A 17795-nucleotide genomic window follows, 5' to 3' on the forward strand; every position below is an offset into this window, starting at 1 on the left:
CACTTCGGCCGGGTCTTTTGTCATATCTATGGATCTTGTCAACAGTCCCCTTATTCAGGCCTGCCCTGCTCATTCAGCTTATAGCTCATATAGCTTCCGCTAGCGATACTGCCAGTAGTTGAATCGGATGGTTTCGACAAAATAAGCTCGTGATCCTTCCCTATGTGATCCGTTGTGAAGCCAGCTCCGATTTTCCATCTCACAAGCCCTCCACTTTTGGCATCTATCATAATCAGCTCTTCGTTTGAATCCGATTGTTCGTTTCCAAGCCCAGTATGCAGAGTTACATAGAGCTTCTCTCGATCCATCAAGAGATTGCCCATATTCGTATTTAGTTGCCATAACAAAGGGGTTACAGCACCGCTGGTTAAATCGATTCGCAATAACCTGAAGCCTTGAATCATGTACAATAAACCTTTTTCCCGATCTAACACATACGAATTTTCACCTTTGGGTGTTGCATCATAGATGCCGTCCGGCTTCGTTCGCGGGAAAGTAATTTCTTTCTGCCAATTTCCTTTCGTGTCAAATACATGGATATGATCGTCAAAAACGAGCAACATCTTATTCATATATAAAAGGATTTTTGGCTTTCCTACTGCATTTGTCATCGATCCGACATGATGCGTAAGCAGATTCATCTTCAACGGATCATACACGTAGAGCCGACTGGACTCATACAACCACTGCACTCCAATTGGATCCTCATACAAACTTTCCGGATACACAGCCACTTCTTCTTTAGGCAGTTTGCTTACTGATTGGGGAAGTGCCGCGGTCGTAGAGAGCTTCTCCAATTCGTTCGTAAACAAGGTTATGCCCTGAAGACCATATCCTTCTATCTCCCCTTTTTCATTAGTGCCTACTTTCCATGGCATCGGAATGGGGGACTCTTCTGTAATTTCCCATTTCTTACTCAGCTTCAGAATGCGATTGCCAAACGTATCCGCCACATACCAATAACCATCTTTGCTTATAAAATCTGCCGCAGACTGGCAAACCATATAATTGCTTATCGAGCAATGCTGCTTTACAGGCAGTTTGCCCATATCCTTCAACCCGCCTGATGCTTCCCAGCGCTCCATGCGATCCCCAGTCAACACGTACCATTCTTCTCCCACTTGGCGTACGGTCCGATTGTTGGAAGCATCTCCGCTACCTGAATAATCGCGCTGTTTAAGCGCATTTTGCAATTGCTCAGGAATAGCTGCGTTAAGTGATTGTTCCTTTTCGAGAGCCTCTCGTTTAGGAAATAAGAGCATAACTTCCTTCGTCGGACCCTCTGACTTTTCGCTCTTCGAAATCCGTCCTGCTGCCAAGGTACTCATCCAGAGAGATTCTTCTGGCATGCTGCCTCTCGTATTCATTAAATCGTACAAGGATAGGTATTGCTTTATTCCATCTTTGGTTCCCTGCATCATCGAACCGTCGCGTGTTATAGCTGTGACGCCTTTCATCGATAAATCCACTTCATGAGGCTCCAAGCTTTTCATACCTTGAGTGCTAGGATAAGAAATCGTCTGAAGAATGTCATTTTTCATGCGAACCAAATTCAGACCGCTGAGTAATGTCCAACCTTCTTCCATTAACCTGACAGATAAAATGAAGGGAGTTGGATGGGTGGAAGGCAGCAGAAGACCTTTCTCTGTTCCGTTTTCCATACTGTTTATGCTTAATAAAAGTGCATTAGGCCCTGTGTACGGAGGTTGCGAGCGGAGAGCTGTATCGATGTTGATCGGCTGCGTTCTTCCTAATTTATATCCCGATAGTCTATAAATGCTTGGGCTGACTGAACCATTCTGATAGATGAGAAGTCCTCGTTCATCCTCCATAATGGTTAAATTATCGAATTCTTTTACCTTTGTTAAAACAGTTCGATCCGCCTCACTTACTACCGGAGGTTTCATATTTGTGCGATCTTGCGATGCGGAGTAATCATTTACGAAAAGCTGACCTCTGCCTTGTCCGTTCATCCAATACTCCTGGTAGTGGTCGACAGTCTTTTCGAGAAATAAAGCTCCTGCCGGTTTGTTCGAAAACGTGATGCTCTGAATTCCTTCAGGAGCAATCTGCATATCCCCCACACGCTTAAGCGGGTTGCTTACAGTAGTAGTGAGATTGATTTCATACCATTCGCCCTGCTTGCGCTCCCCGTTCGTCAAAGGGAACCCAATATAGGCGGTTTTGTCATTTCTCCATATATAGCCTGTTCTTGTTGACGGGAATCGTAAAGGATTATTTTGAAAACCAGAGCCGCCGATCCACTCGTACCGGATTTGATTATTTTGCATATAAACAATTTGCTTATCATTCTGTAAAAGAATAAGAGGCTCTTTCGCATCTGTTGTGAAACGGTGATCCGCTGTCTTCCACTCCCGTATATCATTCAATCTTTGCTCAATCGAACTAGACAACAACTCGGATGGCGTTGGCGTTGGTTGTGGGTTGAGTGTCGCTTGGCCACCAGGCCATACACTCGTCAGACGTTCATGGTTCGCCCCCATGCCATATAGCAAATAATGAGGATGACGCTTAGCAGCAATCCAACTGCTCCACGTATCCATAACTTCCTACTCATGCCGGCCTCCTTCTTCAACAACAGACGATTTCGGTAGTACAGCGCTTTCAACCTATTGCCTATTCTAACATGGAATGAGCCAAGAGAACTATATGGATGGAAGTATTTCTCAGAAATTATGTTCAATTAAAAAAAAGAAGATTCATCCCTTAAGTAAGAGATTGAATCCTCTATGTCAAACTGGCAAATCTTTATTTAATAACCTTCAATAAACGTTTAGCTGTACCATTTGGCGTATCAAAGATCTCATACACGTTGACTGTAAAGGGATAGCTGAACTGTTCAGAACTAATATTACTCGCATCTACGAATTGTACGCCACTAATCAATTTGTTTGTTCCTGATAATGCAGAATCTTTGGAACCGACAACTCGTCCTGCCGAATCAACAATTTCAAATCTAATTTTAGAGAAATTGTTATCCACAACCACATTCTCTTTTGCGTAATATCCAAATCCATACGGAATTTGTAAGTATACATGAGTTGTGCCGTAGTTTGGGTGTTCACTGTGAATTCTTTAATTTTCAAGTCAAATGGGTACAACGAAATTGTGCCATCCGTCGCTTCATCTTGTAAGCTCGTTTGTAAAGCTGCGATTGTTGTCGTAAATGGAGCCGCAGCTTGCGCATCAAGCAGCTTCAAGGAGAAATCCTTGCCTGTTTCGGATTGCGGTACGATATAAGAATAACTCACTACGTAGCTGAGTCCAGGATTTAACATTGTTGTGACATTCGTTTGACGAGCACCTTGATATGTGATTCCCTGCGCATTCGTCAACTCCGACAAAAAGGCTGGCGTCGCCGTCGGTACATCGCTTGTATTCGTTAATTTAAATTTAGCAACTGCCGTCTTGTAGCCTTCGCCTGGATTTTCGTGTAAATGAAGTTCCATTAACGACACTTCTGTTTTCTTATCTACGACCTTGGTTAAGGCATCAAAAGCAATCGGTTGACCGATTGAATAAGGAACTGCGGCGGATTGCTCTTGATCAGTTTTCGGCCAAGCCATCGTTAGCTTTCCAGTCGCTAGGGTAATAGCTTGGGATCCTGGTGTTTTTGGCACAAAAGTATCCGTGGAGACGACCAATAGATTAGACAACGTAACGCCATTTTCTAAAGGTATCGCAAAATGAATGTATTTCTTCTCACCTGCTTCCAAGACCACAGCGTCTTTTTCGGCCAGCTTCCCTTCATAGGTCTTCAGCGCCGATTGCGCATCCAGTCGGAAGGATGGAACCGTTTCGCGGCCTGCCCCCGGATTATCTGCAAGCACAGTCACAACCGCACTGCGGCCCGCAGCCGTATTTTGGATAGAAACTTCTACAGGGGTATACACTAATCCTGAATTTACTCCCGGGATTGTGAATGCCTGCTTCCAATCCAGCAAAGTCAGATTCTGCGAGGCTGGATTCCTATCTCCATACCATACCGAAGACGTTGGTATCGAAAGCAGCGTTGTCTCAAGCTTCGGATAGGCATATATATCTACATTTACGAAGGAAAGTTCATCAATTTGCGTAATTTCTTTACTATCTACGGTTGTCATATAGACTTGTTCGCCGATTTCTCTAGGTTGCAGCGTATCTTTATTGCCAGCACTTGGCTTCAGGGTATAAACGATACCGCTTGCTGTATGAACACGAAGCTCATGTTCCGGTACACGATTTTGTGTGGTACCCCCGTTATATAGACGAACTGTAACAGAGATTTGCGAGCCTAAAGCAGTAGGCGTCACAGCAACATTTTTAACTGCTGCTCGAATATCACTCGTCAAGCCGTAATTGGCAGTCGGCGCGGAGACGACGGTTGGCACCGCGTCCGCCGCGAATACCGGCAGTCCTCCTTGAACTAACATTGTCCCTAACATCAAAGCGGTTAAGCCTGATTTCCACGGTTTATTTTTCATGTTCGTACACTCCTCATTCTGAGATTTCGCAAAAGGTTACTTAGCTGCTGGTGTCGTTGTTGGCTGCGTAGTCTCTACTTTTTGTCCGTCTTTCAATGTATTCTGACCAGTGATGACTAATTGTTCGCCGTCTTTAAGCCCTTCAAGCACTTCTTGGTATTCACCGCTTATACGTCCAAGTTTTACCTTGCGCTTTTGATACTGATCGCCTTGTTGAACGAAGACAAACGTATCGGATGCTTCACGGATAACGCTCAGTGATGGAATCGCAACAACTTGCTCTTCTTTATCTGTCGTTAACTGTACCATAAATCGTTTACCCGGTTGAAGCTGATGATCCGCATTCGGAACTTCCAGCTCTAATGTGAATGTTTTTGTGGTAGCACTCATCAAAGGCGCCAAATAACTAATCTTGGCTGTCCCTTTTTTATCCGGTGTGTCCGGATTGTAATAGACAAGCTCTTGCTTGCCTTTCACAAGTTGATAGTTCGTTTCGGATAACTCTGTTTTAAATTTGATTGGATCAATCTGCTGCACTTGCCCGACTTTACCTGCAGCTGCATTGACGGTTTGACCAACGACGATATTAAAATCGGTCAACACACCGCTTCCCGGTGCTTTCACACTATAATTATCCAAAGAACGCGTTGCATCCTCTAAGGAAAGCGTGGCAGATTGCGCTTGCGTTTGCGCCGCAGATATCGAATCCGTGTTATCAAAAGCAGATAGCTTGCTCTGCGCGGAATCCAGATTCATCTGAGCGCTGTCCAAAGCTTGTTTGGTTTGATCAACCTGATGCTGAGTGACAAGTCCCGCATCATAATCATTACGAATTTTATTGTAATCCTGCTGTGCGTTCTTAAGAGCTGTTTGGGATCTAGTCACGCTGTCAGCCAGATCTTTCCGATTGTTCACTTTGTTATCGCGTGCTTGTTGAAGCGATTCTTGCGCGCTTCGCACAGAGAGCTCGCTCTTACTTTTTGCCGAAAGCGCATCTTTGTTATCAATCTTGAACAGAACGTCTCCTTTCTCGACGTACTCTCCCCGTTTTTTCAATACTTCGATTACTTCTCCATTGGCCTTTGCAACAACATCAAGCGCTGTTCCTGCAGCTACATCTGCAACCTGCTCGATAGGATTGCTGATTTTTTGTTTCTTAATGACATCCGTTTTAATCGCTCTTGGTGCTAACTGCACAGTTGCCGCACCTTTAGCTCCCGGCGCTGAGCAGCCGGCAGCCATAACGACTGCTGCTGTCAATAAGACGATTACGCCCATTGAACGATATTTGAATTTACGCTTCTCCGTACTACCGTTGATCATCTGTGTGCCTCCCTTTATACCTCTAACGAACTTGTTGTTATGGTTTCTTTATTTTTATTGCGTTTGAACATACGACCGAACCGATTTTTTATGCTTTCAATCAACTCATAAATAATAGGAACCACAACGAGTGTCAAGAGGGTAGAAGTTATCAGACCGCCAATTACGACTACGCCAAGGCCTTTACCGATCAATCCACCTTCTCCCGAAATCCCTAAAGCAAGGGGTACCAATGCCATAATGGTAGCTCCGGCTGTCATAATAATCGGACGAAGCCTTACTTTTCCTGCTTCAATCAAAGCATGCCTCACCGTATAGCCTTCATGGCGCAGCTGTTGAGCGCGGTCAATCAAGACAATCGCATTGGTAACTACGATACCAATGAGCATGAGAAAACCAATCATCGAGGTAACCGTTAAAGGCTCTCTCGCTATGGCAAGGCCAAGGAGACCACCGATAACAGCAAGCGGCAATGAGAACAAGATGGCGAAAGGTGCGCTCGCATTCCCAAAAGCCAGAACCATGATCAAGTAAACAACGAATATGGCAGCAGCCATAGCTACGAATAATTGTTTGAAGCTGTCATTGACGTCAGAGGATACACCGCTAATTTTTGGTGTTACACCTTGCGGCATTTCAACTTCTTTGAGCGCCTTGCTCAGTTTGGCACTTACGCCGGTTTTATCAGCTGCATTGATTTTTGCAGTTACTTTTACAAGCTGCTGCTGTTTTTCACGGGAAAGGGAAGCAGCTCCCTTAATTTCATTGATCTTGGCAACTTCCTTCAACAAAATCGTCGATCCATTCGGTCCGGCCAACGGAATATTGCCTAATTTCTCAAGCGTATTTTTATCTGTTTTGTCCAAAGATACCGTTGTGGTATAGACGATATTATCAAATTTCATGTCACCCAGCTTTTGCTTTTGAATCCAGACTCGTGCTGTGTCTCTAACTTGCGATGCGCTTAACCCGTAAGCTCTTGCTTGCTTCTGATCGACAGCAATTTCAATCTCCGTTTTAGCATCGCTAAGGTTGTCTGCGACTTCGGCAAGCTCAGGGAATGTACTCAGCTTCTCTTTGACTAACTTGGCTGCTTTCTCTAACTGAAGTTGATCATCACCTTGCAGCGTGTATGCAAAATCAGTGGATGAAGTGCCGAAGTCGCCTTCCATCGATTTTGCCTGAACTTCTGAACCATTTGGCAACTCGGAGAGAATGAATGCTTTCATGTCATCCTTCACTTTATTCGGATCTACTTTATCATTTAATTGAACGAAAATCTGTGAAGCATAAGGTGTTCGTTCATCATCTTTACCTGCATAGCCCACTAAGGCTTCAACGAATTTAAACACAGGCTCGCCGTTAGAATCTTTGGTGTTTAACAAAACACCTTCGATTTCATTTGTCTTAGCGTCCGTAGCCTCGAAGGAAGTTTCATAAGGCATTTTCAATTGGAAATACATCGTCGTAGGCGGTTTAGAGCTAGGTAGGAAGGAGACCGATAGGAACGGAATCGTTCCTCCAATGCTCACTACCAGCAAAAGTAGTGACAGAAGTAAAGTTTTAATGCGATTTTTCAGACTCCATGTTAACACTTTTTCATAAAAAGTCGTTAATTTCGTAGGCTTTGTTTCATCATGATGCCCTTTTCCAGGTTTGCTGCGCAGTACCAACAGTTTCGCCAGCATCGGAATAACCGTTAGGGCAACAATTAAGGAAGATAGCAATGCGCAAGCAATCGTCAAGGCAAAAGGTCTGAAGAAACCGCCGATCACCCCTGTTACCAGAGCGAGCGGAGCAAATACCCCTACTGTTGCCAACGTTGATGATGTAATGGCCATAGAAACTTGGCTTGTGGCAAGCGCAATGACGGATTCTTTGCGTTCCTGCGCTTTTTCCAGCGATGCATAAATATTTTCAATAACAACGATGGAATCATCGACGACACGGCCTACGGCAATGAATATACCTCCGAGTGTCATCGTATTAAGTGTTAAGCCCAGCTGTGACATGAGCAGTAAAGTAATTAAAATGGATAGTGGAATCGAAACGAGAACAATAAGTGTCATTCGAACGTTGCGTAAGAAGATAAGAATCATAAGTGATGCCAAAACAGCGCCAATAATGCCTTCACGCACGAGTCCTGAGATCGATTCTTTGATCTGATCCGCACTATCATAGGTGTTTTTGAACATGATATTCGGCAGCGAAGTGTGCCATTCCTGAATCAGCTTGTTGATGGAACTGGAAAATTCTACGGCATTGGCGCTTCCAGCTTTGTACAAAATCATACCAATTGCCGGTTTGCCATCCAGTCTGCCATTAAAATTAGACTCCGTAATTGCTTTAACCTTGGCAACTTGGGCCAAAGTAACAATGTCGCCCTTAGGAGTTGTAATTTCTACCTGTTCTAATTGATACAAGCTGGATATATTCCCTGTTACACGCGTCATCTTATTATTGCCACTAATCTCGACACTGCCAATCGGGCTTTGCGTGGCAGCCGAATTAATCGCGTTGCTGACGAGGGACGGGGAAAGACCGTAAACTTCAAGTGCTGACGCATCCAGCTCAATATCGAGCGAGGTGTCGCGGGCGCCAATTATGTTCATATGGTCTATGCCTTTGATGCCTTCAAGTCCTGGTTTAATTTTATCTTTAAAGCTCTTGTCGAGCTCCGTTTGGCTAATGCCATTCTCCGCATAAGCGACTAAGTAATTGGACGGAAAGGATGCTGCACCAAAGGTGGATGCTTTCGGCGTCCAGCTGTTGCCGGAAGGGTCACCGCGGCCAATAGATCTTGAACGGCCTGCTTTTTCTTGTCTGTATCTACGTTTTGTTTAAACATCAGAATGATCATGGAGAAATTGTCACTCGATGTTGAAGTCATAGAGTCCAAATCCTCTATGTTAGCCAACTTCTTCTCAATCGGATCCGTAATTTGATCCATGACATCCTTGGGCGCTCCCGTGTAGGTTGTCGTTACAGCAACTACCGGGAAAGAAACGTTAGGCATGTTCTCTACTTTAAGCTGCGTCGATGAATAAAATCCGCCTACAAAAAGCATGATCATGATGATGAATAATGCCGAGACATTTTTCATGGAAAACTGTGTAAGTCGATTCATTCTTGCACTCCCTTCGTAACCATAGCTTTGCAACATTTTCATCAAATGTTCGTTACTACAAGATACACGTGAAATATGAACCCAATATGAACAAATAAGAAAAACCAACTGTGAAGAAAATATAAATAAGCCTAGGATCATATCCTAGGCTACTGGAAAGCCTAAAAGAGGCTGCTTGTTCGGATATTATCTATCCAGATGGTCGTCCATCCTTCGGGCCATATCAGGATCTTCATAGATCGCGATTTTCGAATCAATAAGCTCAAGATTTCTCTTCAAGTCGTCAATTTGCATTAATACTTGACTACGGTGCGCAGTGAGCATCGTTTTGCGTGCGTCCACCGTTCCGCTTCCCTGCGTACACCAATCACTGTACTGCTTGATTTCTTTAATCTGCATGCCCGTATTTTTCAGGCAGCAGATCATTGCTATCCATTTAAGATCCCCTTCGGTGAACGTTCGGTTACCGGATTTGTTCCTCTCAACAAAGGGAAGAAGACCCTCTTTGTCATAAAATCGCAACGTGTGTGCGGATAGTCCGAATTTATTGGCTACCTCGTTAATGGTAAAATTTATTTTCCTCACCTTCCCCTTGACTTAGAGTTAACTCGAAGTGATATCATCACTTTAGTCCACATAATTAGAAAAATCAAGTGGTCAATCACATAATTAAAGGAGAATGGACAATGGAAACAACTCAAAAGATCGCGTTAGTAACAGGAGGTAGCAGAGGTCTAGGCAGGAATACTGCCATTGCGCTGTCCAACAAAGGAATCGACGTCATCGTCACTTATCATACCCGAAAAGAAGAAGCAGATTCGGTAGTCAAAGAAATCGTAGGCAATGGCCGAAAAGCTGCTGCACTGCAACTAGATACGGGTAACGTATCCTCTTTCGAAGCTTTTGAATCTCAACTGTCAAACATACTTAAAGAAAATTGGAATCAAGAGCATTTCGACTTTTTGATCAACAATGCTGGATTTGGACTGAATGCTCCTCTTGCGCAAACAACAGAGGCACAATTCGATAACTTGATGAACGTTCACTTCAAGGGTGTGTTTTTCCTGACACAAAAGCTGATTTCCCGTATTGCCGATAACGGAAGGATCATTAACCTTTCAACGGGCTTAACTCGTTTTGCGCTTGAAGGCTACGGAGCTTATGCCGCCATGAAAGGCGCAATCGAAATATTGACGAAGTACATGGCCAAAGAATGGGGACGCAGAGGCATTCGGGTCAATGCCGTCGCCCCGGGAGCGATCGCTACGGATTTCGGCGGTGGCGCGGTGAGAGATAATGAGGGGATACAGGAATTTATCGGCTCTCAAACGGCATTAGGAAGAGTTGGAGAAGCCAACGATATCGGCGGGGTTGTCGCGTCCTTGTGCACGGCCGATTTGGGTTGGGTGAACGCGCAGCGTATCGAGGCTTCTGGGGGCATGTTTCTCTAATCTACAGAATTTAAATAATGAACACCTTGGAAGTTCTCTTCCAAGGTGTTCATTATTTATGATTTTTTCGGCATAAACGTCATTACAGGTAGGGTCACAATAAATAAGGTGCCTTTTCCCCACTCGCTTTGAACTTCAATAGTGCCTTGATGTTTATCGATAATCTTTCGAGCTATGGCAAGACCCAGACCACTTCCACCGGTTTCACGCAATCTAGCTTGATCCGCTTTATAGAATCGATCAAAAATCCTTCCTTGGTCTTCCTCCTGAATACCAATGCCATTATCCTGAATACGCACCTCAACTCGGTCAGTTAAAGGGACGAGCTTTACATAAATATGCCCACCCTGAGGGGTAAATTTGACGGCATTGCCGATGATATTCATCCAAACCTGACTTAATTGATCCGCATCCCCTGATATTTTCACCCTCGGTAAAGCTAAATCCATATCAATCCGTTTTTCTGACCATTGTGGTTCATGAAAAACAACAATTCTTCGAATCTGCTCATCTAAATCAAAGATTGTGGGATGAAAAGGATGATGCTCAGATTCCAGCGAAGCAAGCTTTAATAAATTCTCACTTAATCGAGACAATCTTTCACTTTCACGCTCAATGATTTCCAAATAGCGAAGACGATCATCCTCTAGAATGTCATTTTGTCTTAACGCTTTAGAGAAACCGCGGATGGCCGTCAAAGGTGATTGTATTTCATGGGACACGTTGGACACGAAATCCTGCCTCATCTGCTCAAGCTGTTTGAGTTCTCCGGCCATATGATTGAAACTCTCGGTCAGCAAGCCGATTTCGTCCTTCGTTTTCACCTTGATGTTCACGTTAAAATTACCTCGGGCCAAACGATTGGTTGCCAACGTCAGTCTTTTTACGGGGCTTACAATGTAACGGGAAGCGATAAGAATAAGAAAACTACCTATTAATAAAACAATAAAGAGCACGGATGCAACCGCCGTTTGGCTCTGTCTTCTGGCTTCCTCGGTGAACTTGGGGGCTAGAAATATGGCATAATTCGTTGCATTCACCGTTAGTGGAATGCCAATTTTTACACTTACCGCATTCTCGAATATCCCATATTTGACATTAACACTCTTGTAGATATCGCCACTCAATACTTTTCTAACCTCAAGCGGATCGATATGAACGTAATCGCCTTTTTTTGCCACTCCAAATGATTCGTGGTTACCGTTTGTATCGTAGAGGGTCAAGGAATAACTATCATTCAATTCTGTACTGGCTTCCAAAAAGGTATTCAAATCCTGAGGTTTAAACTCATCGCTCATCATTACAAGCTGCCGACCAATTTTCAAAAGTGAAGTTTGGACTTCCGTTGTAATTCGGTCGGTGTACAACAGCATAGCTATGGGAAAAGCTAGTAGAACGCTTATCACTACAACTGCTGAGAAAACGAGTACAACTCGTAAATATAAGGTTTTGATCATAGCCTTACCTCAAGACGATAGCCTAATCCACGAATGGTTGTAATCTGGAATTGATCCGTTATCGGTTCGAAGCGTTCGCGAAGACGTTTGATGTGCACATCAACGGTTCTCTCATCGCCTTCATAATCCATTCCCCATATTTGTTCAATAAGCTGGGTCCTTGTAAAAATTTGCGCCGGATAGCTGCCCAATTTATACAATAACTCAAACTCTTTAAGTGGAAGAACAATTAATTGTTCTTGAACACGAACCGCCAATGTCGTTCGATCAATCACGATATCACCCATTTGCACCTTCTGGGAGGACGCAATTCGGTAACGCTTGAGCAAAGCCTTAACTCGCATAACCAGTTCGACTGGGTCAAATGGTTTTACGACATAATCATCTGTTCCAAGCTGAAACCCTTTCACTTTATGCGTTGACTCTCCTTTGGCTGTTACCATGAGTATGGGTAGGTCATTATATTGGGAACGAATCTGACGGCACAACTCCCAGCCATCCATGAGCGGCATCATAATGTCCAGAATGACAAGATCAGCCTGCGCCGTTTCCAGAAACGTCAATGCTTCTTGCCCATTTCTTGCTTCTATCACGTCCAGGCCCTCTCTGGCCAAATAAACACGAATCAGTTCACGGATATCTGAATCATCATCTACAACCAGGATCTTGGCCAAGGATCACTCACCTCTCTCTTACTGTGTTATCTCTCGCCCATATAAGCAATCGGATCCGTCGATCCCGCTTCCTCAAAACCCTTCAAACGCAGTCGACAGCTATCGCACTCACCGCAAGCTTCCGCTTTTCCGTTGTAGCATGAGGTTGTTAATTCGTAAGGAACACCAATTTTCAAGCCCTCTTCGATAATTTGAGCTTTGGTCCATTCCATCAAAGGCGTTTCAATGGTAATCCCTTTTCCCTCGACGCCTACTTTTGTCGCTAACGCAATGACTTCCTCGACTTTGTGGATAAATGCCGGACGACAATCCGGATAACCGCTATAGTCAAGCGCATTTACACCGATATAAATGGCTTCAGAGCCTGTTACTTCTGCATATGAAGTCGCAATAGAAAGAAAAAGTAAATTGCGACCAGGCACGTAGGTAACCGGAATTTCCGATTCTTCTGAATGAGGAGCTTGACCATTCACGATTTGAGGCACCTCAATCCGCTCATCGGTCAGTGCACTTCCGCCGAAATCACGTAGAAAATCAAGCTTAATGATTTTGTGGCGACGACCGACACCGTAATGCTCAGCAACTTGCTTGGCATTCTCGATCTCGATTTTGTGACGTTGTCCATAATCAAAGGATAACGGGTAAAGCTCATAACCAGCCTCTTTGGCCAGTCCCATACAGGTCGTGCTATCTAAACCGCCGCTCAAAATAACGACAGCTCGTTTGTTCTCTAGATTATTGCTTGCATTCATATTGAAAGCCACCTCTTTTTATTCGATTGACTAATTAGCTATACACCGCGCATTGCAGGGTCCCAAATTATTTTGTGAAGCTGCATGTTGAGCTTCACCTTGGACAAGCCGGCTTCCAGCATAAGCTCCACAAGCTTGCGCGGCGGCATCGTTTCCCACACTGGGCTAAACATCGGAAGCGCCTTCGTCGGATACTGTTCCAACACTTCAACCGCGGTACGGAAATCCAGATCGGAGCCGATAACGAATTTTAGTTCATCCTGCTCGCGGAGCAGCGCAAGGTTGCTAACGATCATCTGCTCCATCTCACCGGAATCAGGCAGCTTATAATCCATAATATATCGCACCTTTGGCGAAAGCACGCGCTCTGCAAAAAGGGAGAGATCGATGGCCCCGTTCGTCTCTATATGCAGGTCATCAATATGATCCAGTTCTGCAAGCGCCTCGATTAGAGCCAGTGACTTCTCTCCATACAAAAGCGGCTCACCACCGGTAAGGCAAATATGCCGCGAATGGAATGTGCAGACCTTGCTGACGATTTCGGAAATCGTCATGACCGTATCTGCTTCCGTAGGGGGGTAGCTATATTTGGTATCACACCAAGTACAACGCAGGTTGCAACCAAAAAGACGGACGAAGACTGTCGGGAACCCTGCTCGTGTCCCCTCGCCTTCAACCGTCTCGAAAATCTCGACCATCGGAATACGGATATCTCGCATCAAGCTTCTTCCTCCATCATGGCTCGAGTGACAGCCGCGTAGCTTGTCGGTGTCTCCCAAAGCCGAATTTCTTCCAGCAGGATGGCAGGATAAAGCTGCTCAGCAAGAAGAGCTTGTTGAATCTCTTCATACATCCAGACTACCATATTTTCAGCTGTTGTATTCATCGCCGGCAAAACATCATTTAAATATTGATGATCCAACCGATCAATTATACGTTCTTTTGCAATCCGTTTAATATCCCCAAAATCTATAGCGATCCCCCGGTTATCCACTTTCCCCCGCATAATAACTTGTAATTTGTAGGTGTGGCCGTGCAGATTTTTACATTTCCCCTCATAACAATGCAAATGGTGGGCACTGTCAAACGTAAACTCTTTGGAAACCAAGACGGATTTGTGATGATATTTTAGTTGATTTTCTTTGATGTCTCGTCCCAATATTTGTACATCTCTAGGGATTTGGTAGCTCATATCTATCACCTCTTATATAAAAAACAGTACTTTCTATTATATCATGTCGATTGCGATTCTCACAATCCACTGCATGGGATGAATCATTGGTATTTGTAAGGAGATATAGGAAGCGAAGAATGTTAGGGGTTTTTTCGATTTTTTTGATTCCAGTCCAAGTGTCCACGAATTTCCTGAATACGCTCATTTTCACTCCGCAGATCAGACTCAATTAAAGCAGTCAACTGTTCGATTTGGTCAACTACCATATCGGGGAGTTCTATTTCCTCAAGTGATTTCACAATATAGAGCAAGCACTGCAGCGTCTCTTCCATGAGGCTCTTCTTTTTACCTGTAAGAACAACTTCCGACAAAAAAACAAGGTGACTCAACTCTGCTTGTGTCATTTTCAAGAGGATCATCCCCTTTCCTGCTTCCATTATCCAACATTTTTAGACATCGGGAAAGAGTATCTTGACAACGGAAACTATAACTTTTATTATTACAGAAACTAATTATTTTATCACGTTCTGATTTTAGCGAAGATGGAAGCATTTTTCTTTTATCGGAAAGGATATAAATCTGTCGTAGATACACACTAAAAAGAATTTTCATACTTGGAGGGAACATAATGAGCACACAATTGCAATCGGATGTATTACAAGTTCTGGAAGATCGTCACTCGGTTAAGCAATATCAAACCGGACATAAAATACCAAAAGAGGTTTTGAAGCAATTATTGACGTCGACATCACAAGCCCCATCTGCGTGGAATCTTCAGCACTGGAAGCTTCTCGTTATTGAAGATCAAGCTCAAAAAGAGAAATTGCTCCCTATCGCGTACGGCCAAAAGCAAATCGTTGAAAGCTCTGTTGTTATCGCTATTCTGGGTGATCTTCAAGCAAACAAAAATGCTGAGCTTGTCTTCGGGCCGGCTGTTGAAGCAGGCTTCATGCCCAAAGAATTGAAAGATAACCTCGTTGCACAAATCGAAGGTGCTTATCAATATCCGCAAGTCGCTCGTGATGAAGCCATTCGCAATGCTTCTCTTGCTGCGATGCAGCTGATGATTGCCGCCAAAGCCTTAGGTTATGATACTTGTCCAATGGGTGGTTATGACGCGGCCAAATTCGTTGAAGCTTTCAACGTACCTGAACGTTACCTTCCTGTCATGCTGATTAGCGTTGGATTGGCAGCTTCACCTGCAAGATCTGCAGGCCGACTATCCTTAGATCAAATCACCGTCTCTAATTCCTTCTAAAACAACGAAAAGGCATGGTTCCATCGGAAGATGGAACACATGCCTTTTTTATCGAAGAAAACCTTACTAATGAATTTGATCTGTTTCGAACCAAATTTCATCGATCAACTTATTCTTATACAGCATGGACACGTTGAAGGTTTCATACTCTTTTTCCTTGTCCAATTCTTCCATCAATAATGAAGCTATCAGCTCTCGGTCATCCGAATTTCCAGGTTCACGGAAATCAATAAATCCCGTTAGCTGGCGCTCACTGATATCAACCGTGGCCGTACCGATAGGCAGTCCGCCGTAGGATTGCTGGTAGATTTCATACGTAAGCGTATCCCCATCATCTCTAGCCATAACAATCGTATAATCATTGGGATCAAGAGGAGTCATCGTTGCTTGGTTAGGTAGATCTGCCAGATCCAAAAGATCAATATGTGTGAGTTCGACAGTATCTATCGTTTCCCCATTAACATTCATGTTGAAAATAAACGTATCTGTTTCATCCTCGTTGAAATCAGCCACAATTAATTCAGTCACCGTGTCCATTTCTTCATCAAAAGGATCAAACTTCCAGGTTATATTGCCTACAACTTCCGAGCCATACACTTGAAGCATGACCTCAGCTATTAAATCTGCTTCATTATCATATACGTGATAGTCCACACGGTTTCTCTTCTCACCTACAATCACAAGTTCATAGCCCTTCTCCTTCTTAAGCCCACCCCTCATATCCATTTCTTCTGCGCCATCCGGATCGGTATCATCGAATCGTGAACCATCCCTCACCCACTCATAATCAACTTCATCATCGTGAAAGTGAGAGGACATCGCACTGGAATCCCATGCGGTCTCCGTTGTTTGTAGGTTAGCTCCTGTTGCAATAATCAGGTCAAAATCACTATAACTGACAAGCACCTCACATTCCTCAATGGCCAGTGCATCAGTCACTTGCTGAATGTATGTTTGTACGAATTCATACACCTTCTGTTTATTCACAATCGTTATGGACTGCCGTTCTAGTTGGATTGAGCCCTTAAGCCGATGCGATTCCCTGTAGACTAGCGTTAACGTACCGACAAACTCACCATTGTACATAATATCGCAGACTTCACCGCCTGCTGTTTTCAAATCGGGTCTAAGCATGATATCGGCCACCACTTACTCGCCTCCTCTACAGATCTTGTATCATTCTTTTGTAGAGTGTCCCAACATCGACCAAATTATGAGGAATTTGTGCGCCTGAACGATAGCCTCGGTATGCAACCCTGTTTTTCACTAATTGTGTAAACAATATTTAGACAGGGCTTCATGAACCCCTTCATTATTATTGGATGATGTTAAAGCATCGGCGGCGTTCCGCACATCTTCAGGAGAATTGGCTACCGCAATGCCAAGCCCCGCGAATGCCATCATTTCCAAATCATTATAATAATTGCCGATTGCCATTATCTCAGTTGGATTCACCTCTAAGGTTGCAGCCAAAGCCTTTAAAGCATTCCCTTTATTAGCCTCTGCACTCATGACATCAATAAACAGATCGCCGCTGCGAATCATCCGCAAATGACCATATAGTTTCTGCTCTTCCCATTCCTTTTGAACACGATCCAATACGTCCGGTTGGCCAAACAATGTGAATTTCACAATCGGCAGCCCTAGTTCGGATACATCAGTCACAAGCTTAGGGCTAATTAAAAACTTCTTATACATCTCTTTTTCATACTCACCAATTCGTTCGATATACATATTAAAAGAGGTGCATACATCAAAATGAATCCCCTCACGTCTCACATAATCCAACATAGGCTGAATTTCCGAAAGTGTGAATGAAAACTCGTTGACTAAGGACTGCCCACGCTCGTCCGCATGAACCGTTGCAGCGCCATTATGAGTAATCATTGTGCCTTCCAACCCAAGCTGCTGCAGAATAGGCAGCGTACTGGCGGGTGCCCTTCCCGTACAAAGCACAATATGGCAGCCTTGATCATGTACTTCCTGAATGGTCTCTATGGTTCTCTCGGTTAATTCATGGTCATCATTTAATAAAGTCCCATCTACATCCAATGCTATCAATTTAAATTTCAAGGTTCTCGTCTCCCTTGTCTCT

At 44.0% G+C, this 17795-nt stretch carries 17 protein-coding genes; 2 read left to right on the plus strand and 15 right to left on the minus strand.

Annotation, left to right across the window (positions count from 1 at the left end; translation table 11 throughout):
• Positions 1-50 precede the first annotated feature (50 nt).
• The 7 genes from FU659_RS00710 to FU659_RS00730 all read right to left on the minus strand — a co-directional run bounded on the left by FU659_RS00710 (position 51) and on the right by FU659_RS00730 (position 9519).
• On the minus strand, positions 51-2564 hold the full coding sequence (locus FU659_RS00710; RefSeq protein WP_147945772.1) for a hypothetical protein: 2514 nt from the start codon (positions 2562-2564) through the stop codon (positions 51-53).
• Between the two features lie 205 nt (positions 2565-2769).
• Entirely contained in the window at positions 2770-2907 is a 138-nt protein-coding gene (locus tag FU659_RS34990; protein ID WP_187273819.1) for a hypothetical protein, read from the minus strand.
• A complete protein-coding gene (locus FU659_RS00715; protein WP_147945773.1) occupies positions 2904-4484 on the minus strand; it encodes a hypothetical protein in 1581 nt (526 codons plus the stop codon). The genes FU659_RS34990 and FU659_RS00715 overlap by 4 nt, the downstream gene beginning before the upstream one ends.
• A gap of 36 nt (positions 4485-4520) precedes the next feature.
• Positions 4521-5807, minus strand: a complete 1287-nt coding sequence (locus FU659_RS00720; protein ID WP_147945774.1) for an efflux RND transporter periplasmic adaptor subunit — start codon at positions 5805-5807, stop codon at positions 4521-4523.
• 14 nt (positions 5808-5821) lie between these two features.
• On the minus strand, positions 5822-8602 hold the full coding sequence (locus FU659_RS00725; RefSeq protein ID WP_315971260.1) for an efflux RND transporter permease subunit: 2781 nt from the start codon (positions 8600-8602) through the stop codon (positions 5822-5824).
• Positions 8518-8934, minus strand: a complete 417-nt coding sequence (locus FU659_RS36730; RefSeq protein ID WP_261807530.1) for an efflux RND transporter permease subunit — start codon at positions 8932-8934, stop codon at positions 8518-8520. Before FU659_RS36730 ends, FU659_RS00725 begins: the two co-directional genes overlap by 85 nt.
• A 186-nt stretch (positions 8935-9120) precedes the next feature.
• Entirely contained in the window at positions 9121-9519 is a 399-nt protein-coding gene (locus FU659_RS00730; RefSeq protein ID WP_261807531.1) for a MerR family transcriptional regulator, read from the minus strand.
• A 101-nt stretch (positions 9520-9620) separates the two neighbouring features.
• Here FU659_RS00730 and FU659_RS00735 point away from each other — a divergent pair, with 101 nt between their 5' ends.
• Complete coding sequence (locus tag FU659_RS00735; RefSeq protein WP_147945775.1) at positions 9621-10385, plus strand: SDR family oxidoreductase; 765 nt, start codon at positions 9621-9623, stop codon at positions 10383-10385.
• A gap of 56 nt (positions 10386-10441) precedes the next feature.
• Here FU659_RS00735 and FU659_RS00740 read toward each other — a convergent pair whose 3' ends face one another.
• The 6 genes from FU659_RS00740 to FU659_RS00765 form a co-directional block, all read right to left on the minus strand.
• Positions 10442-11842: a sensor histidine kinase gene (locus FU659_RS00740; RefSeq protein ID WP_147945776.1), complete on the minus strand. Its 1401-nt coding sequence runs from the start codon at positions 11840-11842 to the stop codon at positions 10442-10444.
• Positions 11839-12516, minus strand: coding sequence for a response regulator transcription factor (locus FU659_RS00745; RefSeq protein WP_147945777.1), 678 nt, complete (start codon positions 12514-12516; stop codon positions 11839-11841). The genes FU659_RS00740 and FU659_RS00745 overlap by 4 nt, the downstream gene beginning before the upstream one ends.
• Before the next feature lie 26 nt (positions 12517-12542).
• A complete protein-coding gene (queC, locus tag FU659_RS00750) occupies positions 12543-13268 on the minus strand; it encodes a 7-cyano-7-deazaguanine synthase QueC (protein ID WP_147945778.1) in 726 nt (241 codons plus the stop codon).
• Between the two features lie 38 nt (positions 13269-13306).
• On the minus strand, positions 13307-13987 hold the full coding sequence (locus tag FU659_RS00755; protein ID WP_147945950.1) for a 7-carboxy-7-deazaguanine synthase QueE: 681 nt from the start codon (positions 13985-13987) through the stop codon (positions 13307-13309).
• Positions 13987-14460, minus strand: a complete 474-nt coding sequence (queD, locus tag FU659_RS00760; RefSeq protein ID WP_147945779.1) for a 6-carboxytetrahydropterin synthase QueD — start codon at positions 14458-14460, stop codon at positions 13987-13989. The genes FU659_RS00755 and queD overlap by 1 nt, the downstream gene beginning before the upstream one ends.
• 122 nt (positions 14461-14582) lie before the next feature.
• Positions 14583-14846 carry a hypothetical protein gene (locus FU659_RS00765; protein WP_261807550.1) on the minus strand — a complete coding sequence of 88 codons (264 nt, stop codon included), beginning with the start codon at positions 14844-14846 and terminating at the stop codon, positions 14583-14585.
• Between the two features lie 224 nt (positions 14847-15070).
• Here FU659_RS00765 and FU659_RS00770 point away from each other — a divergent pair, with 224 nt between their 5' ends.
• Positions 15071-15700: a nitroreductase family protein gene (locus FU659_RS00770; protein WP_147945781.1), complete on the plus strand. Its 630-nt coding sequence runs from the start codon at positions 15071-15073 to the stop codon at positions 15698-15700.
• Between the two features lie 66 nt (positions 15701-15766).
• On the opposite strand, the gene FU659_RS00775 is transcribed toward FU659_RS00770, so the two are convergent.
• Positions 15767-16849 (minus strand): hypothetical protein, encoded by a 1083-nt coding sequence (locus tag FU659_RS00775; RefSeq protein WP_261807532.1) that lies wholly within the window; start codon positions 16847-16849, stop codon positions 15767-15769.
• Positions 16850-16966: 117 nt separating this feature from the next.
• Positions 16967-17773, minus strand: a complete 807-nt coding sequence (locus tag FU659_RS00780; RefSeq protein ID WP_147945782.1) for a Cof-type HAD-IIB family hydrolase — start codon at positions 17771-17773, stop codon at positions 16967-16969.
• Positions 17774-17795: the final 22 nt, after the last annotated feature.

This window comes from Paenibacillus sp. N3.4 (genome assembly GCF_008017805.1).
Lineage (GTDB): Bacteria > Bacillota > Bacilli > Paenibacillales > NBRC-103111 > Paenibacillus_E.